This is a genomic window from Streptomyces sp. NPDC058741, from assembly GCF_042746715.1.
Lineage (GTDB): Bacteria > Actinomycetota > Actinomycetes > Streptomycetales > Streptomycetaceae > Streptomyces.
The window spans coordinates 1-22,977 of the sequence record NZ_JBHYQH010000027.1 but is presented as its reverse complement, the minus strand read 5'-3'; the positions used below and the strand labels follow the sequence as shown (position 1 = coordinate 22,977).

The 22,977-nt window shown below is 72.3% G+C and carries 18 protein-coding genes and 1 pseudogene; 15 read left to right on the top strand and 4 right to left on the bottom strand.

Features of this window, described 5'->3' with window-relative positions:
- Positions 1–161: 161 nt before the first annotated feature.
- From ACFW6P_RS21350 to ACFW6P_RS21320, 7 genes and pseudogenes are all read left to right on the top strand, one after another.
- Positions 162–491, top strand: a complete 330-nt coding sequence (locus ACFW6P_RS21350; RefSeq protein WP_386356395.1) for a hypothetical protein — start codon at positions 162–164, stop codon at positions 489–491.
- Between the two features lie 158 nt (positions 492–649).
- Complete coding sequence (locus ACFW6P_RS21345) at positions 650–2,896, top strand: MMPL family transporter (protein WP_386424377.1); 2,247 nt, start codon at positions 650–652, stop codon at positions 2,894–2,896.
- Complete coding sequence (locus tag ACFW6P_RS21340) at positions 2,874–3,449, top strand: GNAT family N-acetyltransferase (RefSeq protein ID WP_386356389.1); 576 nt, start codon at positions 2,874–2,876, stop codon at positions 3,447–3,449. The genes ACFW6P_RS21345 and ACFW6P_RS21340 overlap by 23 nt, the downstream gene beginning before the upstream one ends.
- 35 nt (positions 3,450–3,484) lie before the next feature.
- Positions 3,485–4,033, top strand: a complete 549-nt coding sequence (locus tag ACFW6P_RS21335) for a hypothetical protein (protein ID WP_386356386.1) — start codon at positions 3,485–3,487, stop codon at positions 4,031–4,033.
- A gap of 205 nt (positions 4,034–4,238) precedes the next feature.
- On the top strand, positions 4,239–4,412 hold the full coding sequence (locus ACFW6P_RS21330; protein WP_386356384.1) for a hypothetical protein: 174 nt from the start codon (positions 4,239–4,241) through the stop codon (positions 4,410–4,412).
- Positions 4,413–4,584: 172 nt separating this feature from the next.
- Positions 4,585–5,154, top strand: a pseudogene (locus ACFW6P_RS21325) (LuxR family transcriptional regulator); the annotation flags it as partial.
- Positions 5,155–5,294: 140 nt separating this feature from the next.
- Positions 5,295–5,477, top strand: a complete 183-nt coding sequence (locus ACFW6P_RS21320) for a DUF6191 domain-containing protein (protein ID WP_386356381.1) — start codon at positions 5,295–5,297, stop codon at positions 5,475–5,477.
- A gap of 11 nt (positions 5,478–5,488) precedes the next feature.
- On the opposite strand, the gene ACFW6P_RS21315 is transcribed toward ACFW6P_RS21320, so the two are convergent.
- Positions 5,489–6,661 carry a PQQ-dependent sugar dehydrogenase gene (locus ACFW6P_RS21315; RefSeq protein WP_386356378.1) on the bottom strand — a complete coding sequence of 391 codons (1,173 nt, stop codon included), beginning with the start codon at positions 6,659–6,661 and terminating at the stop codon, positions 5,489–5,491.
- Between the two features lie 118 nt (positions 6,662–6,779).
- Positions 6,780–7,778, bottom strand: a complete 999-nt coding sequence (locus ACFW6P_RS21310; RefSeq protein WP_386356535.1) for an aldo/keto reductase — start codon at positions 7,776–7,778, stop codon at positions 6,780–6,782.
- A 78-nt stretch (positions 7,779–7,856) separates the two neighbouring features.
- On the opposite strand from ACFW6P_RS21310, the gene ACFW6P_RS21305 reads away from it, so the two are divergent.
- The 6 genes from ACFW6P_RS21305 to serA all read left to right on the top strand — a co-directional run bounded on the left by ACFW6P_RS21305 (position 7,857) and on the right by serA (position 18,007).
- Positions 7,857–8,807, top strand: a complete 951-nt coding sequence (locus ACFW6P_RS21305) for a 2-hydroxyacid dehydrogenase (RefSeq protein ID WP_386356375.1) — start codon at positions 7,857–7,859, stop codon at positions 8,805–8,807.
- Between the two features lie 417 nt (positions 8,808–9,224).
- On the top strand, positions 9,225–12,239 hold the full coding sequence (locus ACFW6P_RS21300; RefSeq protein ID WP_386424376.1) for a putative bifunctional diguanylate cyclase/phosphodiesterase: 3,015 nt from the start codon (positions 9,225–9,227) through the stop codon (positions 12,237–12,239).
- A gap of 232 nt (positions 12,240–12,471) precedes the next feature.
- Positions 12,472–14,319, top strand: coding sequence for an acetolactate synthase large subunit (locus ACFW6P_RS21295; protein WP_386424374.1), 1,848 nt, complete (start codon positions 12,472–12,474; stop codon positions 14,317–14,319).
- Positions 14,320–14,340: 21 nt separating this feature from the next.
- On the top strand, positions 14,341–14,865 hold the full coding sequence (gene ilvN / locus ACFW6P_RS21290; RefSeq protein ID WP_114255472.1) for an acetolactate synthase small subunit: 525 nt from the start codon (positions 14,341–14,343) through the stop codon (positions 14,863–14,865).
- Positions 14,866–14,986: 121 nt separating this feature from the next.
- A complete protein-coding gene (ilvC, locus tag ACFW6P_RS21285) occupies positions 14,987–15,985 on the top strand; it encodes a ketol-acid reductoisomerase (RefSeq protein ID WP_386356365.1) in 999 nt (332 codons plus the stop codon).
- Positions 15,986–16,417: 432 nt separating this feature from the next.
- A complete protein-coding gene (gene serA / locus ACFW6P_RS21280) occupies positions 16,418–18,007 on the top strand; it encodes a phosphoglycerate dehydrogenase (protein ID WP_386356362.1) in 1,590 nt (529 codons plus the stop codon).
- Positions 18,008–18,124: 117 nt separating this feature from the next.
- Here the strand turns inward: serA and ACFW6P_RS21275 are convergent, their stop codons facing one another.
- Positions 18,125–19,453 carry a PucR family transcriptional regulator gene (locus tag ACFW6P_RS21275; protein WP_386356359.1) on the bottom strand — a complete coding sequence of 443 codons (1,329 nt, stop codon included), beginning with the start codon at positions 19,451–19,453 and terminating at the stop codon, positions 18,125–18,127.
- Between the two features lie 151 nt (positions 19,454–19,604).
- On the opposite strand from ACFW6P_RS21275, the gene ACFW6P_RS21270 reads away from it, so the two are divergent.
- A complete protein-coding gene (locus ACFW6P_RS21270) occupies positions 19,605–20,531 on the top strand; it encodes a proline dehydrogenase family protein (protein ID WP_386356356.1) in 927 nt (308 codons plus the stop codon).
- Positions 20,532–20,585: 54 nt separating this feature from the next.
- Positions 20,586–22,217 carry an L-glutamate gamma-semialdehyde dehydrogenase gene (pruA, locus tag ACFW6P_RS21265; RefSeq protein ID WP_386356353.1) on the top strand — a complete coding sequence of 544 codons (1,632 nt, stop codon included), beginning with the start codon at positions 20,586–20,588 and terminating at the stop codon, positions 22,215–22,217.
- 61 nt (positions 22,218–22,278) lie between these two features.
- On the opposite strand, the gene ACFW6P_RS21260 is transcribed toward pruA, so the two are convergent.
- Positions 22,279–22,848 carry a zinc-binding dehydrogenase gene (locus ACFW6P_RS21260; protein WP_386356351.1) on the bottom strand — a complete coding sequence of 190 codons (570 nt, stop codon included), beginning with the start codon at positions 22,846–22,848 and terminating at the stop codon, positions 22,279–22,281.
- Between the last annotated feature and the right edge of the window lie 129 nt (positions 22,849–22,977).

Here is a 22,977-nt window from a genome sequence, read left to right as displayed (position 1 = left end):
AGGAAGACGGGGGATGCGTCGGAGCTCGGTCGGACCGTCAAACAATGCACCTGCTTCGGCCGGGCGGCGGGAGGCCGCGGGCGGTCTCGGACCAGCGGACGCTAACAGGCGGCCCCGAGGCCCCGCACCCGGGTTTCCTGCGGCGCGCTACCGTCTCGGCCATGAGTGGACGCTCTGATTCCGACACCGGCCCGGAGATACCGGACCCGGAGGCGGCCGCCGACCAGGACGAGGCCGAGGACCCGCGGGACGCCCGCCGGGCCCGCTGGACGGCGGTGGGCACCGGCGTCGCTCTGACCCTGGCCGGTCTGGCCGCCGCCCTGCTGCGCCTCACGGGCTCCGCGTCCGCGCTCGTCCCGACGGCGTACGCCTGCGGGGCCGCGGTGTGCGGGGCCGCCGCCGCGCTGGGCTCCCGGGGCAGGACGCGCCGGGCGCTGTGGCTCATGATCGCCGGTGTGATGGTGATGGCCCTGGGGGACCGGTCGGACTGATCACGGGCGATGTGAAAAAGCCCACGAAAACGACAAATGATCTCTTTCACCTGTAAGGGTGGCGTCACCTTGCTCATGCGTTCTTTGCGGGCTGCTCAGTCCCAGTACGACTGCTCCCGGCCAAAGATCCATTCAAAGCAGCACCGGGAGCACGTCTCGTGGCAGCCCTCGCACGCTGGTGCGTCCAGCGCCGTCTGGTCAGCGTCCTGCTGTGGCTCCTCGCCTTCGCGGGGATGGCCACGGGGGCTGCCGTCGCCGGCACCACGTACTCGAACGACTACCAGGTCCCCGGCACGGAGTCGGGCCGCGCCACCGATCTGCTGCACGAGGGCTTCCCCCAGCTCGGCGGCGACAGCGACACCGTGGTCTGGCACACCGCCTCCGGCAGCGTCCGCGAACCCGGCGTCGAGCAGGCGATGAGCCGCGCCCTGGACCGCATCGAGGACCTCCCCGGCGTGTCCTCGGTCACCAGCCCCTACGACGGCCCGGGCACGGGCCGCGTCAGCGGCGACGGCCGCACCGCGTACGCCACGGTCACCTTCGACCACCAGGCCCAGGACATCGACCGGAGCGAGGCGCAGGCCGTCGTCGAGACCGCGAAGAGCGCCGAGACCGACGGGCTCCGGGTGGAACTCGGCGGCAGCGCCGCCGCCCTCACCGAGTCCCCCGAAGGGCACGTCGCCGAGATCGTCGGGGTGGTCGTGGCCGCGGTCGTGCTGTTCCTCGCCTTCGGCTCGCTCGCCGCGTCGCTGCTGCCCATCGCCACCGCCCTGGTCGGCGTGGGCACCGCCTACGCGGGGATCGTGCTGCTCGGGCACGCCATGACCGTGGCCGACTTCGCCCCCATGCTCGGCATGCTGATCGGGCTCGGCGTCGGCATCGACTACGCCCTGTTCATCGTCACCAGGCACCGTCGCGGCCTCAAGCGTGGGCTGTCCGTCGCCGAGGCGGCAACGAACGCCGTGCAGACCACGGGACGGGCGGTCGTCTTCGCGGGTGCCACCGTGTGCATCGCCCTGCTGGGCATGCTGATCCTGCGGCTGAGCTTCCTCAACGGCGTCGCCGTAGCGGCGAGCCTGACCGTCGTCCTGACCGTCGCGGCCTCCGTCACCCTGCTGCCCGCCCTGCTGTCCTTCATCGGCATGCGCGCCCTCAGCCGCCGCGAGCGCCGCCGCCTGGCGGAGCACGGGCCCGAGCCCGAGATGCCCACGGGATTCGCCGCCCGCTGGTCGGCGTTCGTGGAACGCCACCCCAAGCTGCTCGGCCTGGTCGCCCTCGTCGTCATGGGCGTCCTCGCACTGCCGACGCTCTCCCTGCACCTGGGCACCTCCGACCAGGGGAACAACCCCGAGACGGCCACCACCCGCCAGGCCTACGACCTGCTCGCCGACGGCTTCGGCCCCGGCGTCAACGGCCCGCTCACCCTCGTCACGGAGGTCGACGGAGCCGCCGACAAGCTCGCCCTGGACAACCTCGACGCCACCCTGCGCACCACCGAGGGCGTCGCCTCGGTCACGCCGGTCACCTTCGACTCCGGCGGCCACACCGCGTACCTCACCGTCGTACCCGAGTCGTCCCCGCAGTCGAAGCAGACCAGCGACCTCGTCGACCGGCTGCGCGAGGACGTGCTGCCGCGCGCCGAGTCGGGCACGTCCCTCGACGTGCAGGTGGGCGGGATGACGGCCGGCTACGACGACTTCGCCGACGTCATCGTCTCCAAGCTGCCCGTCTTCGTCGGGATCGTCATCGGCCTGGGCTGTCTGCTGCTCCTGCTGGCCTTCCGCTCGATCGGCATACCGCTGAAGGCCGCCGCGATGAACGTCGCCGCCGTGGCCTCCGCCTTCGGCGTGGTCGTCGCGATCTTCCAGTGGGGCTGGGGCAGTGAACTGCTCGGCCTCGGCAGCGCGGGCCCCATCGAGCCCTTCCTGCCCGTGATCATGGTGTCGGTGCTCTTCGGCCTCTCCATGGACTACCAGGTGTTCCTGGTCAGCCGCATCTACGAGGAGTGGCTGGCCACCGGCGACAACCGGCGGGCCGTGCGGGTCGGCCTCGCCGAGACCAGCCGGGTGATCAACTCGGCGGCGGTCATCATGATCTCCGTCTTCCTGGCCTTCGTACTCAGCGGCGACCGCGTGATAGCCATGTTCGGCATCGCGCTGGCCGCCGCGGTCGCCCTGGACGCCTTCGTGCTGCGCACCCTCCTCGTCCCCGCCCTGATGCACGTGCTCGGCGGCGCCAACTGGTGGCTGCCCCGCCGGCTCGGCAGGCGCCTGCCGCGGATCAGCATCGAACCGCCCGAATGCCGTGCCACCCATGAGAGGCTGGCCGCCGCGACGGACGCCGAGGTGGCGGACGTCCTGGCACAGGAGGAGCGGCAGCGCGATGTACGCGATATCCCTGGGTGACGACGGCGCCGAACTGCGGCCTCTGGAGCCCTGGCACGCCGAGGAGTTCCTGGCCCATCTGGAGCGGGGACGGGAGTTCATCGGCCGGTACATCCCGTTCGGGACGACGGAGACGGACCTGCCCTCCGCTCGCGCGAAGCTCCAGCTGTACGCCGAGCTGCGCGCCGCAGACAAGGGCTCCCTGCACGGCCTGTGGCTGGACGGGAAACTCGTGGGCGGGGTGCTGTTCCTGAACTTCGACGCGGCGAACGGCACCTGCGAGGTCGGCTGCTGGCTGGAACCCGCCGGGACCGGCCGGGGCCTGGTCACCCGTGCGATGCGGGTGCTGATCGACTGGGCCGTCGGGCAGCGCGGCATCCACCGCGTGGAGTGGGTCGCCGCCTCGGGCAACCAGCAGAGCCTGAACGTGGCCCGGCGGCTCGGGATGACCCGCGACGGTGTGCGCCGTGAGGCCCACCACTACCGTGGCGTACGGCACGACCTCGAGATCTGGTCGATGCTGGCGCCCGAGTGGCGCGCCGCACGCGCGCGGGCCGCTCACGGCGATCATTAAGGGACTTCTCAGACAGCGACCCTACGGTGCGAGACATGGCGACGAACGCAGTGGACGAGACCGAGGCCACCAAGGCCACGACCGACGAGAAGGCGGTGGACGAGAAGGCGGTGGACACCACCGGGTCCGACGAGGCGACCGAGCCCGCAGTCCTGGACGAGGCCGCCGGCCGGGAGACCGGGAAGGCCTCCTACGGAATCGGCCAGGGCGCCGGAGCCGTCGTCTCGGCCGCGCTGGGCGTGGTCTCGCTCACCGGCAGCTGGGTCGGCACCGTGGCGGCCGCACGCCAGAACCTCATCGGACAGCTGGAGACCGCCTCGAACGCGAGCGTCGCCAAGCAGGTCCAGGCCGTCTACGGCGACGCCTGGCAGACCACCGCCCTGTGGGGCGGCCTGTTCGCGCTGCTCGCCCTGGTCGTCGGCGTCGTGACGCTGGCCCGGCCCGCGTTCGGCACGCCCGGCAGGGTCCAGGCCCCGTGGATCAAGTCGGTCGCCTGGGCGGGCGTCGCGCTCGGCGTCATCGGCCTGTTCCTGGCGGTCCTCAAGTACACCGGCCTCCTGCTCGGGCTGCCCTCGGCGAGCTGAGCCGCCGCGGTTCCCCATGAGGGGTCTCAGGGGCCTGCGCAACCGCCTTACGGAGGCCCCTGAGACCCCTCAGGCGTGTCTAAGGCGCCCCACCGGCCCCCGAAGATGCGGAACTCTCCCGATGCGGCCGCCCCGCCTGGGGGACGAAGGTGGAGGCATCCCGGAGGAACCCCTCCGAGATCCGCCTCCCACCCGAGGACACACCATGTTCGAGTACGAACTCCAGCAGATGCGCGCCGCCGACCTCATCCGCCGGGCCGAGCACGCGCGCCTGGTCCGCGAGGCCACCCGGGCCCGCCGCTCATCCGCCCGGGACTCCGCGGAGCACGAGAGCCATAGCGGCCGCTTCCGCAGGTCCCGGTTCACCCGGGTCGCGTGAACGGGGAGCCGCCACCGTCCGCCGCCGCGACCGTCGGGACGGGGCGGCGGACGGTGCCGTGCCGGTGGGTGTGACGGGGGCGGGCGGTGCCCTCCCCGCCGCCCCGGCCATCGCCACCGCCGCCGTCTCCGGCCGTCGGAAAACCGGTGCCGCGCCGCCGGACCCGCGTGCCATGCTCGGGGCAATGGAGACCAGGTCCGTCAGCCCCGTGTTCGTGGGCCGCGCCCCGGAGTTGGGCGCGCTGCACGAAGCCCTCGTCCGTTCCCGCGAGGGCGAGCCGCAGGCCCTGCTGATCGGCGGGGAGGCCGGTGTCGGCAAGACCCGCCTGGTCGAGGAGTTCGCGGACGCCGCCCGCCGCCGGGGGGCGGTCGTCGCACTCGGCGGCTGCGTCGAGATCGGCGCCGACGGACTGCCCTTCGCCCCGTTCTCCACGGCCCTGCGCCGCGCCCTGCCCGGCGAACTGGCCGCCGCGGCCGCCGGCCAGGAGGAGGAACTGGCCCGGCTGCTGCCCGAGCTGGGCGAGTCGGGCACCGGGCGGCACGACGAGGACGGCGTGGCCCGCCTCCCGCTCGCCCCCGCCCCCGCACCCGCCGACCCGGCCGCGGCCCTGGGGCTGACCAGCCGGGAACGGGACGTGCTGCGCCTGGTCGCCGCCGGGCACACCAACCGCCGGATCGCACAGGAGCTGTTCATCTCCCCGAAGACGGCGAGCGTCCACGTCTCCCACATCCTCGCCAAGCTCGGTGTCTCCGGGCGGGGCGAGGCGGCGGCGGTGGCGCACCGGCTGGGCCTGTTCCCGGCCGAGAGCCTCGCGCCCGGCCCGGCGAGGTGAGGCCTACGCTGTAAGGGACGTCGGGGGAGTCACGGCCCTGGGAGGCCCTTGTGTTCAACGTGTTCGAGGAACTGTTCTCACCCGGCCGCGCACACACCCGCGACGAGCAGAACCGCCTGGAACTGACCCGGGAGGACGTCGGCGACGCCGATCCCGGACGCGGCCCGATAGACCTGGCGTCCGGGAAGGTCGTCGTCCGCCCGCGTCACGAGGAGCGGGAGGGCGAGGACTGAGGGTCCCCGGCTCACGTCACCCGCAGCTCGAGGATCCGGTCGTCCCCCTTCTTCGGGCTGCCCCGGCCGTCCGTGTTGCTGGTCACGAGCCACAGCCGGTCGCCGCCGGCCGCGGCGACCGTGCGCAGCCGGCCGTACTCGTCCTCCAGGAACGCCTGGGGCTCCGCCGAGGCCTTCGTGCCGTTCAGCGGGACGCGCCAGAGCCGCTTGCCGCGCAGGCCCGCCATCCAGATCGAGCCCTCGGCCCAGGCGATGCCGCTCGGGGAGGCCTCGGACGTCTTCCACTGCTCGACCGGGTCGTGGAACCCCGCCTCGCCGGACCGGCCCTCGGCCTCCGGCCAGCCGTAGTTGTCGCCCGGCTTGATCGCGTTCAGCTCGTCCCAGGTGTCCTGACCGAACTCCGAGGCGAACAGCCGCTGCTCATCGTCCCAGGCCAGGCCCTGTACGTTGCGGTGGCCGTAGGAGTACACCGGCGAGTCCGGGAACGGGTTGCCCGGCGCCGGTTCGCCCTCCGGGGTCAGCCGCAGGATCTTGCCGCCCGGCGAGTCCTTGTCCTGGGACAGGCCCGTGTCACCGCTCTCGCCCGTGCCGGCGTACAGCATCCCGTCGGGGCCGAACGCGATCCGGCCGCCGTTGTGGATGAGGCCCTTGGGAATGCCCCGGTAGACCGTGTCGGGCGCGCCCAGCTGCCGGCCGGCGGGCTTGCCGTCGTCGTAGATCATGCGGACGATGCGGTTGTCCGAGACCGAGGTGAAGTACGCGTAGACCATGCGGTCCGAAGCGAAGTCGGGGGACAGGGCGATGCCCAGCAGCCCGCCCTCGCCGGCGGCCGAGACCCCGGGCACCTCGCCCAGCTCGGTCTTCTCGCCGGTCTTCTCGTCGACCCGGAGGATCGTCCCCTCGTCCCGCGAGGAGACGAGCAGGCCGCCGCCCGGCAGGGGGGCGAGGCCCCAGGGGGAGTCCAGGCCGGTGGCGACGGTGCGGACGACCTTCACCGAGCCCTCGGCCGGAGGCGTCTGCCCGGCGTCCTGCCGCGGCGGGCCGCTCGGCCCCGGGGCCGAGCGGCCGGGTGAGGCGCTGCCGCCGGTGCCGGGCGTTCCCCCGCCGCCGGAGGAGCAGCCGGCCGTCAGCAGGAGCGCGGCGGCGGCCAGCACGGCCGGGACGGCTCGGCATCGCACGATCATGGTCCCTTCGACGGGGAGGTGTCCTCCCTGTCATACACCGCCCGGGCCCCCGAAGTCCCCGATCACGGGACGCGGGACCGGGATCAGGGCGTTTGTTCCCCTCGCGCCCCGGGCCGGCTCAGTCCCACGACCCCTGGGCCGGCGGCAGCTCCGCCACCTCCCCGAGGTCCTCTGGCTCCAGGCGCAGGGCCGCCGCCGCCGCGTTCTCTAAGACCCACCGCTCCCGCTTCGCGCCCGGCACCGGGACGACGTGCGGGCCCTGCGCGAGCACCCAGGCGAGGGCGACCTGGGCGGGCGTGACCTCGGGGCCGTGCCGCCGGGCCACCCGGCGCAGACCGGCGACGATCGGCTGGTTCGCGGCCATCATCTCGGCCGTGAAGCGGGGGTGGCGGGCCCGCAGGTCCTCCGCCTCGAAACCGGCGCCGGGACGCAGCCGGCCGGTCAGGAAGCCGTTGCCGAGGGGCATCGCGGCGAGGAAGCCGACGCCGCGGGACCGGCACCACGGCAGCAGCGCCTCGAGCGCCTCCCGCGACCACACCGACAGCTCCGCCTGCACGGCGCTGACCGGGAAGACCTGCTGCACCCGCTCCAACTGCCCGATGGTCGCGTCGTGCAGCCCGGACCCGTTCCTGCGCGAGGACCGCGCCCCCATCGCGCACAGGCCCAACGCCCTGACCTTCCCGGCCTGGACGAGCTCCGCCATCGCGCCCCAGGTCTCCTCGACCGGCACCTCCGGATCGGCACGGTGCAGCTGGTAGAGGTCGATGACGTCCGTCTGCAGCCGCCGCAGCGACGCGTCGCAGGCCCGTCTCACGTACCCGGGGCGGCCGTTGGCGACGATGTGCTGGTCGCCCACGAGGAGACCGACCTTCGTCGACACGAACGCCTCGGACCGCCGCTCCTTCAACACCCGCCCCACCAAGAGCTCGTTGGTGAAGGGGCCGTACATGTCGGCCGTGTCCAGCAGGGACGCGCCCAGGTCCAGCGCCCGGTGCACCGCCCTGAGCGACGCGTCGCCGCGCTGGCGCGACGCGCTGTACGCCCAGCTCATCGGCATGCACCCCAGTCCGACGGCCCCCACCGCGAGTGCCGTCGCGCCGATCGTCCTGCGCTCCACCTGGTCGTGACCCTCCCCTGTTCCGGCCACCCCAACCTAACCTCTGCCGTGGCGCGCTCCTGACATAGCCTCCGGTGCATGACTGCTGACGTGTGGCTGCCCATCCCGCCGGACGAGATCGACGGACTGCCCGAAGGACCCGGCTACCGCTTCTGGAACGGCGAGCAGGACTTCCCCGCCGACCCGGCCGACTGCGCCTTCTACGTCGTCCCCTACATGAAGCCCAGCGCGCTGTGCGTGCGCCCGATGCCGCAGATGCGTCACGTACAGGTCGTGCAGACGCTCTCCGCCGGCATCGACCACGTGGAGCCGGGGCTGCGGCACCTGCCCCAGGGCGTCCGGCTGTGCAACGCCCGCGGGGTGCACGAGGCGAGCACCGCGGAGCTCACCCTCGCGCTGATCCTGGCCTCGCTGCGCGGAGTCCCCGACTTCGTGCGCGCGCAGGACCGTGGGGAGTGGCTCGGCGGATTCCGGCCCGCGCTCGCGGACAGGAACGTCCTCGTCGTCGGATACGGGTCGATCGGCGCCGCCATCGAGGACCGGCTCGTTCCGTTCGAGCCGGCGCGGGTGGCGCGCGTCGCGCGCTCCGAGCGCACCACGGCGCGCGGTCCGGTGCATCCGCTCACCGAACTCCCCGCCCTGCTCCCGGACGCGGACGTCGTCGTCCTGGCCACGCCGCTCACGGAGACCACCCGCGGCCTGGCCGGAGCCGACTTCCTGTCCCGGATGAAGGACGGTGCGCTGCTGGTCAACGTGGCCCGCGGCCAGGTCGTCGACACCAAGGCCCTGCTCGCCGAGCTGGAGAGCGGCCGCATCACCGCGGCCCTCGACGTCACCGACCCCGAGCCCCTCCCGCGCGAGCACCCCCTCTGGCGTGCGCCGGGGGTACTCATCAGCCCTCATGCCGGCGGTCCCACCTCCGCGTTCCTCCCGCGCGCCAAGCGGCTCCTGGCGGACCAGTTGAGGCGTCATGTGAACCGGGAGCCGCTCCGCAACGTGATCGTTACGACGGGTGCACCAACCGGCTGACCGAATTCGAGTACCGTCCGCAATCCTCCGGGCGCGGTGGGTACTCATACATCTGGCGATCGTCACGCAGAGTAGAGAACCTATGTCCCTGAGTGACGAGGCTGGTGTATCGTCCCGACAGGGGTTGCGCCGGGGACCGTTCGGCGCCGGGGACGGACACTTCAGACGGTGAGGGGGGCGACACGCGATGCACGGCCTATGGGCGAGCGATCCGACGGGGCGGGGCTGCCGGCGGCGACCCTGGCGGGCGGCCGCGGGCAGACGCGGACCTCACGCCGATCACGGCGGCCACCGCGCCCACCACGGCGAACGGCACACCATCCACACCGGTCACCACCGTCGGACCGGCAGCCGCGGAAGGCACGGCCAGCCGGTGCGCCGGCGGGACCCGGGAGCGGCCCGGACCGGGAGGGTCCGGTGAGCGCGCCCCCGACCACCGCGCTGGACGGAGCGCTGCGGGCGCACGCCCCGTCCCCGGGCGCGCTGCTGCCCCGCAGGCCGGTCACCGGCCCCCGGCCGGGCCTGGCCCTCCAACTCGTCCTCGCCCTGCTCTGCGCGGCCTACGCCGCCGGTTCCGCGCTCGGCTGGGGTTCGTACGAAGTAGCCCTGATCATGGGCGACTTCGGGCTGGCCGCCGCGGCGGCCACCGCCTCCGTGTCGTGCTTCCTCTACGCCCGCAGCCGCTGTACCCGCTTTCGATCCGCCTGGCTCCTGTTCGGCCTCTCCTCGGCCATGGCGTCCCTGGGCAACCTGGTCTGGGGGTGGTACGAGGTGGTCCTGGGACTGCCCGTGCCCAGTCCCAGCCACGCCGACCTGTTCTTCCTGTGCTTCGCGCCGCCCGCGATCGTCGGGCTGCTCGTGCTCGCCAAGCGGCCCGTGACCAAGGCCGGCTGGGTGTGCCTGGGCCTCGACGCCTGGCTGATCGGCGGCTCGCTGCTCACCCTGGCGTGGAGCCTCGCCCTCGCCCAGGCGGCGCGGACGGAGGGCCCCGGCGTGGCCCACACCGCGCTGTCGCTGGCCTATCCGCTGCTCGACATCGCCCTCGTCAGCATGGTCCTCGCCCTGCACTTCCGGCGCTCGGCGGTGAACCGCTCCGCGGTCAACACCGCCGTCGGCGCCCTCGCGCTGACCGTGATGTGCGACGCCCTGTTCACCTCCCCGCTGATGCACCACGACTACCGCTCCGGCCAGTTGCTCGACGCGGGCTGGTTCGCGGGCTCGCTGCTCCTCGCCTACGCTCCCTGGGCCGCGCCCCGCACGCCGGACGGCGACCGCCCCGACCCCGGCCGTCACGGCACGGGCGGGTCCACGCGCGTGGTGCACGAGCACCTGCCCGGGCAGCGCAGCGGGCCGCACCACCCGCCGGCACCGGCCGCTGGCGAGCACGGCCGGTGCCCGGCCGCACGGCCCATCGCCGGCTCCCTCGCCGCCCTCACGCCGTACCTCGCGGCCGCCGTGTGCACCCTGGGGATCCTCTGCAACGTCCTCAACGGCCGCAGCGTCGACCGCGTGGTCCTGCTGACCGGGGGCACGGTGGTGCTCGCGCTCGTGGTGCGCCAGGGCATCATGCTGCTCGACAACATCACCCTCACCCAGGAACTGGCCCAGAAGGAGAACCACTTCCGCTCCCTGGTGCAGGGCTCCAGCGACGTCATCATGATCGCCGCCCCCACCGGCGTCCTGAGGTACGTCTCCCCGGCCGCCGCCGGTGTCTACGGCCGCCCGGCGGAGGAACTGGTGGGGACGGAACTGGCCCACCTCATCCACCCCGAGGACCTGGGCTGCGTCGTGCACGAGGTGCGCAGATTCCTCGCCGCCAGCCCGGTGGAGGAACCGACCACGCGCATCGAGTGCCGCTTCCGCTCGGGCGAGGGCCGCTGGCTCAACGTCGAGTCGACCGTCAACCGCCACCACGGCGGCCTGATCCTCAACAGCCGGGACGTGACCGAAAGGGTGCGGCTGCAGGCGCAGTTGCAGCACAACGCCGAGCACGACCCGCTCACGGACCTGCCCAACCGCGCCCTGTTCACCCGGCGGGTCCAGCACGCGTTGTCGGGCCGCCGCGCCTCCGACCGGGGCACGGCCCTGCGGAACACGGCCGTGCTCTTCATCGACCTCGACGGCTTCAAGGCGGTCAACGACACCATCGGGCACCAGGCCGGGGACGAGCTCCTCGTCCAGGCCGCCCGGCGGCTCCAGGACTCCGTCCGCCAGGGCGACACCGCCTCGCGGCTCGGGGGCGACGAGTTCGCGGCCCTGATCGTCGGGGACAACACCCGCGACCGCCAGGCCCGCGAGCGGCACGTCGTGGAGCTCGCCGACCGCCTGCGCACCACCCTGTCCCAGCCCTACCTCATCGACGGCAACGACGTCCGGGTCAACGCCTCCATCGGCGTGGCCTTCGCGGAACCGGGCCTCGGCGCGGGCGAGCTGCTGCGCAACGCCGACCTGGCCATGTACCGCGCCAAGGCCGGCGGCAAGGGGCGCGTCGAGCTGTACAAGCCGCAGATGCAGCAGGACGTCGTCCGCAAGGCGGAACTGGCCACCCGCCTGCGGGCCGCGCTGTACGACGGCGAGTTCGCCCTGCTGCACCAGCCGGTGGTGCGTCTGGAGGACGGCCGGATCACCTCGGTGTTCGCACAGGCGCGCTGGCGTTCCTCCCAGGGGGTGCTCTTCACCCCGGCGGAGTTCCTGCGCGTGGCCGAGGGCAGCGGCAAGACCGCCGAGCTCGGCCGGTGGATGATCGAGGAGGCCGTCGAGCAGGCCGCCGAACGGCACGCGGCGGGGCTGTCCGTGCCGGTGGTCGTCCGGATGAGCGCCCGCCGCCTGCTGGACCGGTCGATGCCGCTCGGCACGATCGAGGAGCTGCTCGCCCGGCACGGCCTGCCGTCCGGCTCCCTGGTCATCGAGCTGTCCGACGCCGACCCCGGGGTCCCGCTGGACGAGCTGGAGCGGCGGCTGGGTGCCCTGCGGCGGGTCGGCGTACGGATCGCGCTCGACGGGTTCGGCAGCGGCTACGCGGCGATCACGGCCCTCAGGAGGCTCCCGGTCGACGTCCTCAAGCTCGACCGGGGCCTGATCGAGGGCGTCGTCGAGTCCGCCCGTCTGTACAAGATCACCAGCGGCCTGCTGCGCATCGCGGGAGATCTCGGGCTGACGTCCGTGGCGGAGGGGGTGGACCTGCCCGACCAGGTCGTCGCCCTGCGGGCGATGGGCTGCACGCACGGGCAGGGCAAGGCGTTCTCCGGGCCGCTCGACGAGTACCGGCTGCGCCGGGCGCTCGTCGCCGGCCACTATCCGCTGCCGCACCAACCGGCCGAGCCGGCGCTCGCGGGCGGCGCCCCGCGGGGGTACGGCTCGGGTGTGTCCGCCGTCATCGGGGGCGGCACGGCCCTGCGCTCACATAATGAGACTCCCGTCCCACCCGCTTGACAGTGAGTGCGTGCCGGGGGGAGGGTCAGTGCCATGCGCACTCGAATTCTCGTACGTGGAAAGCGCGTCGGCTGACGCTGAGCCTCGACCGCTCAGCGACCCCACCCGGCGCGCTCCCCTCGCTTGCCTTACGGCACGAGGGGTTTTTTGTTGCACGGGCACCCTCCGTGCATCAGCCGGATACCGTACAAAACCTCGCAAAAAACCCTCAGCATCTGAGAAGAGAATGCCGATGACCGAGCAGGCCACCGGGGCCCATCACCCGCAGCCCCGGCCCCGATCCGGAGGACAGCACTCCGCCCCCGAGCACGTGACGGGCGCGCAGTCCCTCATCCGCTCTCTCGAGGAGGTCGGCGCCGACACGGTATTCGGCATTCCCGGCGGTGCCATCCTCCCGGCCTACGACCCGCTGATGGACTCCACCAGGGTGCGCCACGTCCTGGTCCGCCACGAGCAGGGCGCCGGTCACGCCGCCACCGGCTACGCCCAGGCGACCGGCCGGGTCGGCGTCTGCATGGCCACCTCGGGCCCCGGCGCCACCAACCTGGTCACCCCGATCGCCGACGCGCACATGGACTCCGTGCCGCTGGTCGCGATCACCGGCCAGGTGGCGTCCAAGGCGATCGGCACGGACGCCTTCCAGGAGGCGGACATCGTCGGCATCACCATGCCGATCACCAAGCACAACTTCCTCGTCACCAAGGCCGAGGACATCCCGCGGATCATCGCCCAGGCGTTCCACATCGCCTCCACCGGCCGCCCCGGCCCGGTCCTGGTCGACATCGCCAAGGACGCCCTCCAGGCGAAGACCACCTTCTCCTGGCCGCCGGTCATGGACCTGCCCGGCTACCGCCCGGTGACCAAGCCGCACGCCAAGCAGATCCGCGAGGCAGCCAAGCTGATCACCCAGGCCCGCCGGCCCGTCCTGTACGTGGGTGGCGGCGTGCTCAAGGCCAGGGCCACCGCCGAGCTGAAGGTCCTCGCCGAGCTGACGGGCGCGCCCGTCACCACCACCCTGATGGCGCTCGGCGCGTTCCCCGACAACCACCCGCAGCACCTGGGCATGCCCGGTATGCACGGCTCGGTCGCCGCCGTCACCGCCCTGCAGAAGGCCGACCTGATCGTCGCCCTCGGCGCCCGCTTCGACGACCGCGTCACCGGCAAGCTGGACAGCTTCGCCCCCCTGGCCAAGATCGTCCACGCGGACATCGACCCGGCCGAGATCGGTAAGAACCGCGCCGCCGACGTGCCGATCGTCGGCGACGCCCGCGAGGTCGTCGCCGACCTGATCCAGGCCGTGCAGAAGGAGCACAGCGAGGGCCACCGGGGCGACTACGGCATGTGGTGGAACGACCTGAACCGCTGGCGCGAGAGCTACCCGCTCGGCTACGACCAGCCCGGCGACGGCTCGCTCTCCCCGCAGCAGGTCATCGAGCGCATCGGCCGGCTCGCCCCGGAGGGCACGATCTTCGCGGCGGGCGTCGGCCAGCACCAGATGTGGGCCGCCCACTTCATCGAGTACGACAAGCCGGGCACCTGGCTGAACTCCGGCGGCGCCGGGACCATGGGCTACGCCGTGCCGGCCGCCATGGGCGCCAAGGCCGGAGCCCCCGAGCGGGCCGTCTGGGCCATCGACGGCGACGGCTGCTTCCAGATGACCAACCAGGAGCTCACCACCTGCGCCCTGAACAACATCCCGATCAAGGTCGCCGTCATCAACAACGGCGCCCTCGGGATGGTCCGCCAGTGGCAGACCCTCTTCTACAACCAGCGGTACTCCAACACCGTCCTGCACTCCGGCCCGGACGACGTCAACCCCCAGGCCCGCGGCACCCGCGTCCCCGACTTCGTGAAGCTGTCGGAGGCCATGGGCTGCCACGCCATCCGCTGCGAGTCGCCGGACGAGCTGGACAAGGTCATCGAGGAGGCGAACTCGATCAACGACCGCCCGGTCGTCATCGACTTCATCGTCCACGAGGACGCGATGGTGTGGCCGATGGTCGCCGCCGGCACCTCCAACGACGAGATCATGGCCGCCCGGGACGTCCGCCCCGACTTCGGCGACAACGAAGACGACTGAGCGAGAGAGACGTAAAAGACCATGTCCAAGCACACGCTCTCCGTCCTGGTGGAGAACACCCCCGGCATCCTGGCCCGGATCGCCGCCCTGTTCTCCCGGCGCGGCTTCAACATCGACTCGCTCGCGGTCGGCGTCACCGAGCACCCCGACATCTCCCGCATCACCATCGTCGTGGGGGTGGAGGACCTGCCGCTGGAGCAGGTGACCAAGCAGCTCAACAAGCTCGTCAACGTGCTGAAGATCGTCGAGTTGGAGCCATCGCAGGCGGTGCAGCGCGAACTCGTCCTGGTGAAGGTGCGCGCCGACAACGAGACGCGCTCCCAGATCGTCGAGATCGTCCAGCTGTTCCGCGCCAAGACCGTCGACGTCTCCCCGGAGGCCGTGACCATCGAGGCCACCGGATCCGGCGAGAAGCTCTCCGCGATGCTCAAGATGCTGGAACCGTTCGGCATCAAGGAGCTCGTCCAGTCCGGCACGATCGCGATCGGGCGCGGTGCCCGTTCCATCACGGACCGGTCGCTGCGCGCTCTGGACCGATCGGCCTGAGAGCCGAAACGGGCGGTCCGCGCGACGCGGACCGCCCGCATCCCGAGACCCTGAGACTTCCCTTCCGCCCCCCGTCATACGGTGGGACGCAACACCTGCACTCCCGAGGAGAGAACCCAAAGTGGCCGAGCTGTTCTACGACGCCGACGCCGACCTGTCCATCATCCAGGGCCGCAAGGTCGCGGTCATCGGGTACGGCAGCCAGGGCCACGCCCACGCGCTGTCGCTCCGTGACTCGGGTGTCGATGTCCGCGTCGGTCTGCACGAGGGCTCCAAGTCCAAGGCCAAGGCCGAGGAGCAGGGTCTGCGCGTGGTGAGCCCCTCGGAGGCCGCCGCCGAGGCCGACGTCATCATGATCCTGGTCCCGGACCCCATCCAGGCCCAGGTCTACGAGGAGCACATCGCCCCGAACCTGAAGGACGGCGACGCCCTGTTCTTCGGCCACGGCCTGAACATCCGCTACGGCTTCATCAAGCCCCCGGCCGGCGTGGACGTCTGCATGGTCGCCCCGAAGGGCCCGGGCCACCTGGTCCGCCGCCAGTACGAGGAGGGCCGCGGCGTTCCCTGCATCGCCGCCGTCGAGCAGGACGCCACGGGCGACGCCTTCGCGCTGGCCCTGTCGTACGCCAAGGGCATCGGCGGCACCCGCGCCGGCGTCATCAAGACGACCTTCACCGAGGAGACCGAGACCGACCTCTTCGGTGAGCAGGCCGTCCTGTGCGGTGGCACCGCGGCCCTGGTGAAGGCCGGCTTCGAGACGCTGACCGAGGCGGGCTACCAGCCGGAGATCGCCTACTTCGAGTGCCTGCACGAGCTGAAGCTCATCGTCGACCTCATGTACGAGGGCGGCCTGGAGAAGATGCGCTGGTCGATCTCCGAGACCGCCGAGTGGGGCGACTACGTCACCGGCCCGCGCATCATCACCGAAGCCACCAAGGCCGAGATGAAGAAGGTCCTCGCCGAGATCCAGGACGGCACCTTCGCCAGGAACTGGATGGACGAGTACCACGGCGGTCTGAAGAAGTACAACGAGTACAAGAAGCAGGACTCCGAGCACCTCCTGGAGACCACCGGCAAGGAGCTGCGCAAGCTCATGAGCTGGGTCGACGAGGAGGCCTGAGCCTCATGCCCCGAAGGGCCGGAGCTGGATGTGCCGGCCCTTGGGGCGAACCCGGGGTAACGTCGGTGGAACGGCGTTGTCCATCCCGTCCCCCACGGACGGGTGATCCTTCCGCAGCGGCGTAAGACGACGCCCTCGGCGCCACTAGACTGCCGCACTACATACGCGTCAGGCCCACAGCGTCGTGCGTCTTCCACGCGGCCTAGCGACACCGGAGTAGTGCAGGCACGCCCCCACGCCGCCCGGCAGGCACTCTCGCCGCACCGGCCGAAGGCCCAAGTAGCTCCGCTACGAGGACCTCCGGCCTGCACGCCGAGAGCACGCACCGAACGACGCGGGAACGCACCCGCACTCCTCCGGCGCCGCTCCACCCCTCCACCGCCTGCGGCCGTCGGGACGGCCGTCCGCAGCACTGGACCTGTGAGGACTCACGTGAGCTCGAAACCCGTCGTACTCATCGCTGAAGAGCTGTCGCCGGCCACCGTCGACGCGCTGGGCCCGGACTTCGAGATCCGGCACTGCAACGGCGCGGACCGCGCCGAGCTGCTCCCCGCCATCGCCGACGTGGACGCGATCCTGATCCGCTCGGCCACCAAGGTCGACGCCGAGGCGATCGCCGCCGCGAACAAGCTCAAGGTCGTCGCACGAGCCGGCGTCGGCCTCGACAACGTGGACGTCTCCGCCGCCACCAAGGCCGGCGTGATGGTCGTCAACGCCCCCACCTCGAACATCGTGACCGCCGCCGAGCTGGCCTGCGGTCTGCTGCTCGCCACCGCCCGCAACATCCCGCAGGCCAACGCCGCGCTGAAGAACGGCGAGTGGAAGCGCAGCAAGTACACGGGTGTCGAGCTGGCCGAGAAGACCCTCGGCGTCGTCGGCCTCGGCCGCATCGGCGCCCTCGTCGCCCAGCGCATGTCCGCCTTCGGCATGAAGGTCGTCGCCTACGACCCCTACGTGCAGCCCGCGCGGGCCGCGCAGATGGGCGTCAAGGTGCTGTCGCTGGACGAGCTGCTGGAGGTCTCCGACTTCATCACCGTCCACCTCCCCAAGACCCCCGAGACGCTCGGCCTGATCGGCGACGAGGCGCTGCGCAAGGTGAAGCCGAGCGTGCGCATCGTCAACGCCGCGCGCGGCGGGATCGTCGACGAGCAGGCGCTGTACTCGGCCCTGAAGGAGGGCCGGGTCGCCGGCGCCGGTCTCGACGTGTACGCGAAGGAGCCCTGCACGGACTCCCCGCTGTTCGAGTTCGACCAGGTCGTCGCCACCCCGCACCTGGGCGCCTCCACGGACGAGGCGCAGGAGAAGGCCGGCATCGCCGTCGCCCGCTCGGTGCGTCTCGCCCTCGCCGGTGAGCTCGTGCCGGACGCGGTGAACGTGCAGGGCGGTGTCATCGCCGAGGACGTCAAGCCGGGTCTGCCGCTCGCCGAGCGCCTCGGCCGGATCTTCACCGCGCTCGCCGGTGAGGTCGCGGTCCGCCTCGACGTCGAGGTCTACGGCGAGATCACCCAGCACGACGTGAAGGTGCTGGAGCTGTCCGCCCTCAAGGGTGTCTTCGAGGACGTCGTCGACGAGACGGTGTCGTACGTCAACGCCCCGCTGTTCGCGCAGGAGCGCGGTGTCGAGGTCCGCCTGACCACCAGCTCCGAGGCGACCGAGCACCGTAACGTCGTGACGGTGCGCGGCACCCTCGCCGACGGCGAGGAGGTGTCGGTCTCCGGCACGCTGGCCGGACCCAAGCACCTGCAGAAGATCGTCGCCGTCGGGGACTACGACGTGGACCTCGCGCTCGCCGACCACATGCTGGTGCTGAAGTACGAGGACCGCCCGGGTGTCGTCGGCACGGTGGGCCGCATCCTCGGCGAGGCGGGGCTCAACATCGCCGGCATGCAGGTGTCGCGTGCGGTGGCCGGCGGCGAGGCGCTGGCGGTGCTGACCGTGGACGACACGGTGACCCCCGCCGTGCTGGCCGAGGTGGCCGCGGAGATCGGCGCGACCTCCGCCCGGTCGGTGAACCTGGCCTGACCTTCCCGGGGCCTTGTCCCCGGGCACCGTTCGTGGCGCGCGAGCGGACCCTCTCTCCGGAAACGCCGGACGGGCTGAGAGCATCAGCCCGTCCGGCGTTCCTTCGTCCCGGGGGACTCACCCGCTCGGCCCCGGGCCCCCGCCCTGTGCGAGCCGGGCCGACTTCAGCGCCATGTGCAGCAGCAGCCGGTCCTCGCCGTCGTCCAGGTCCAGGCCGGTGAGCTTCTCGACGCGGGAGAGCCGGTAGTACAGGGTCTGGCGGTGGATGCCCAGCTCGGCGGCGGCGCGGGCGGCCTGGCCGGCGCAGTCGAGGTAGACCTCGGCGGTGCGGGCGAGTTCGCGCTGGGCGGGGGAGAGCAGCGGGCTCACCGCCGGGTCGTGGGCGGCCCGCGGGGGCAGGGCGGTGAGCAGCCGGAACGGCCCGATCGACGTCCACCGGGCGACCGGTCCCAGCCGGGGCTCCGCCAGCGCGGCCCGGGCCGCCGCCGCGGCCTCCGCCCAGGCGGCACCCAGCCCGGCGAGACCGGGCCGGGCGGTGGCGAGACCCGCGGCGGCACCGGCGGGTCCGGCCGGCGTGCCCGGCGAGGTGCCGCCCGCCACCCCGAGCGAGGTGCCGCCCGCGGCGGGACGTGCGCCGGACGCCGGGGAGAGGCCCGCCCGTTCCAGCAGGCGCGCGGCCGCCGTCGACGCCGGGGTCAGGACGTCCGGCGAACGCAGCCGGATCAGCACGGCCACACACAGTTCCTGCGCGCCCCACGGCAGGGTGCACAGGGCCGCCGCGCCGGGCATCGCGCGGACCGAGGGGGCGTCGTCGGGGTCGGCCGAGGGCCAGGGGGCGACGCAGACCACCGTGTGGGGGCCGTCGGCGCGCGGGCCGAGGGCGGCGCGCAGTTCGGCGATCGCCATGTCGCGCTGCCAGTCGCGCTCGGCGGTCAGGACCGCGCGCAGCTCCCGGCTGAGGTCGGAGCCGTGCTGCGCCTCGTCCGCGAGGAGGGCGCCGATGCGGGCCGTGACCCGCATGGCGGCCGACAGCTGGGCCTCGTTCGGGCCGGGCTCGTCGTCCAGCAGCCAGACGTAGCCGCGCACCACGCCCCGGTGCCGGACGGGGAGGCAGATCCGGCCCCGGTAGACACCGGCCTCCGGGGTCGGCGGGATCCGGACGGGGCCCGTGGCGCGCGTGATGCCGAAGCCCTCGAACCACGCCCGCACGGCCGCCGTGGAGCGGCGGGTCAGAATCGAACGGGTGCGCACGGGGTCCAGGGCCGACGGATCGAGGTCGCCCTCGCTGTCGTACGCCCTGAAGGCGATCAGTTCGAAGTCCCGGTTCTCCAGGGTCGCGGGCGCGCCGAGCAGCTCCGAGACCTCGTCGACCAGCTCCTCGTAGGCGCCCCTGTGTTCCGACGTCACGCGGGCATTGTCCCCCACCGCACCGGCCCCTTCATACATCTGTCTGAGATCTGCGGCACGGATGCGTGACAGCTGTCGATGGCCGACGATCGGAGGGATCCTTAGGTTTCACGGTGGTTCTCCGTCCCGTACCCGACGCGTCACCCGCGCAGGGTCCGGCCTTCTCCTGCTGGTGCTCTGGAGGTGCCCCGTGCTGGGTCCCGTGATTCTCGCCGCGTCGCGCAGCGACCGGATGCGACGCCTGATCTCGGCGGCCCCGGTGACCAAGCAGGTCGTCGACCGCTTCATCCCCGGCGAGGACGTCGACGACATCGTGCCCGTGGTCCGCGACCTCACCGGTCAGGGCCTGGAGCTGACGATGGACGTCGTCGGCGAGGACATCACCAGCCCGGCGCAGGCCGCCGCCGCCCGCGACGCCTACCTGGAGCTGATCGACCGCCTCAAGCCGCTGGAGCTCGGCACCCGCGCAGAGATGTCGGTGAAGCTCTCGATGTTCGGCCAGGCGCTGGAGGACGGCCACGAGCTCGCCCTGAAGAACGTCCGCCCGGTCGTCGAGGCCGCCGCCGGGATCGGCACCACCGTCACCCTGGACGCCGAGGACCACACCACCCTGGACTCGATGTTCGCCGTCCACGAGGAGCTGCGGAAGGACTTCCCGCAGACCGGCTGCGTCATCCAGGCCTACCTCTTCCGCACCGAGGACGACGCCCGCCGCCTGGCCGCGAGCGGCAGCCGGGTGCGGCTGGTCAAGGGCGCGTACAAGGAGCCGGCCTCCGTCGCGTACCAGGACAGGCACGAGATCGACCGGGCATACGTCCGGATCCTGCGGACGTTGATGCAGGGGGAGGGGTACCCGATGATCGGCTCCCACGACCCCCGGCTCGTCGCCATCGGCCAGGAACTCGCCCACCGGGCCGGGCGCAAGCCCGGCGACTACGAGTTCCAGATGCTCTACGGCATCCGCACCGGGGAGCACCTGCGGCTGGCCGCCGAGGGCCACCGCATGCGCGTGTACACCGCCTACGGCACCGACTGGTACGGCTACTTCATGCGCCGCCTCGCCGAGAAGCCGGCCAACCTGCGCTTCTTCGCGCGCTCGATGCTGACCAAGGGCTGACAGCCCTGCAAGGGCTGAGACCGAACCACCGCTCAGTAAGGAGTTACGGAACCCATGGACGCTGTGACCCAGGTCCCCACCCCCGTCAACGAGCCGGTGCACGGCTACGCCCCCGGCTCGCCCGAGCGGGCCCGGCTGGAGGCCAGGCTGAAGGAGCTGGCCGACAACCCGATCGACCTGCCCTGCACCATCGGCGGCGAGAAGCGCATGGGCGCCGGCGAGGCCTTCCAGGTCGTCCAGCCGCACCGCCACAAGGCCGTGCTCGGCACGTACCGCAACGCCACGCAGGAGGACGCCCAGGACGCGATCGACGCGGCCCTGGCCGCCGCGCCCGCCTGGCGCGCCCTGTCCTTCGACGACCGCGCGGCGATCATCCTGCGCGCCGCCGAGCTGCTGGCGGGCCCGTGGCGCGAGACGCTCGCCGCCTCCACCATGCTCGGCCAGTCCAAGACCGCCCAGCAGGCCGAGATCGACACGCCCTGCGAGCTGGTCGACTTCTGGCGCTTCAACGTCTCCTACGCCCGCAGGCTGCTGGCCGAGCAGCCCCCGGCCAACTCCCCGGGCGTGTGGAACCGGCTGGACCACCGGCCGCTGGAGGGCTTCGTCTACGCGATCACGCCCTTCAACTTCACCGCCATCGCGGGCAACCTGCCCACCGCCCCGGCCCTGATGGGCAACGTCGTGGTCTGGAAGCCGTCCCCCACGCAGACCCACGCCGCCGTGCTGCTGATGCGACTGCTGGAGGAGGCCGGCCTGCCCAAGGGCGTCATCAACCTCGTCACCGGCGACGGCATCGAGGTCTCCAAGGTCGCCCTGGAGCACCGCGACCTGGCGGGCATCCACTTCACCGGCTCGACCAGGACCTTCCAGTACCTGTGGAAGACGGTCGGCAACAACATCGAGAAGTACCGCACCTACCCGCGCCTGGTCGGCGAGACCGGCGGCAAGGACTTCCTCGTCGCCCACCCCTCGGCGGACCCGGCGATCCTGAAGACCGCCCTGACCCGCGGCGCCTTCGAGTACCAGGGTCAGAAGTGCAGCGCCACCTCCCGCGCGTACATCCCGGCCTCGATCTGGAACTCCGGCTTCAAGGAGGAGTTCGCGGCCGAGGTCGACGGCATCACGATGGGTGACGTCACCGACCTGTCGAACTTCATGGGCGCCGTCATCGACGAGCGCGCCTTCGCCAAGAACAAGGCCGCCATCGACCGCGCCGAGGAGGACGCCTCCTGCACGATCGTCGCGGGCGGCACCTACGACGACTCCGAGGGGTACTTCGTCCGACCGACCGTCATCGAGTGCGACGACCCGGAGAACGAGGTGTTCCGCACCGAGTACTTCGGCCCGATCCTGGCGGTGCACGTCTACGAGGACGACCAGTACGACGAGATGCTGACCCAGATGGAGGCCGTCTCCGACTACGCCCTGACCGGCTCGGTCATCGCGAACGACCGCGCGGCCGCCGCGTACACCGCGGACAAGCTGCGCTACGCGGCCGGCAACTTCTACATCAACGACAAGTCGACCGGCGCCGTCGTCGGCCAGCAGCCCTTCGGCGGCGGCCGTGCCTCCGGCACCAACGACAAGGCCGGTGCCCCGCAGAACCTCATGCGCTGGACGCTGACCCGCGCCATCAAGGAGACGCTGGTCCCGCCGACCGACTACACGTACCCGCACATGGGCTGAGCCCCGTGCGCACCGCAGGGCCGGGCCGCCGTGGCCCGGCCCTGCGGCGTACCCGCGGGGGTCAGGGGTGCGGCACCAGGACGACCACGCCCCGCGCCCGGCCCTCCTCCGCCAGGGTGTGGGCGCGGGCGGCGTCCGCGAGCGGCAGGGTCGTCGTCACGTGGACGCGGATGCGGCGGTCGGCGAGGAGCGGGGCGGCCCGGGCCAGCAGGTCGCCCGAGGGGCTGTCGGGGACGAGGGCGAGGCGCAGGCCGCGCGCCTCCGCGTCCTCGGGGGACAGGCCCAGGTCGGACGGGACGCAGCACAGCAGGATGCCGTCCGGACGCAGGGTGTCGAGGAGGTTCGGAGCCCGGTCGCCGCCGACCGGGTCGAGGGCCGCGTCGACGTCGTGGACCAGCTCGGCGAGGTCCCCGGCCGTGTCGTCGACGAGTTCGCCGGCGCCCAGGTCGCGCAGGAAGCCGTGGTCCTCGGCCCGGGCGGTTGCGACTACCCGGGCGCCCTCCGCCGCGGCCAGCTGGACGGCCACATGACCGGTCCCGCCCGCCGCCGCGCGCACCAGCACACGGCTGCCCGGGCCGACCCGGGCGATGTCGATCAGGGCACGCCGGCCCTGTAGTCCTACCTCAGACACCAGGGAGCAAGTAACCCGCCGGTAGGTTCTGATGGTCTAGACGAGTGAGTCCTATGTGATCAGTGGTCGTACGCAATCAGGGATCGGGTGACCGGGGCTTCGGTCTTGCGGTTGTGCCAGATCGCCGTG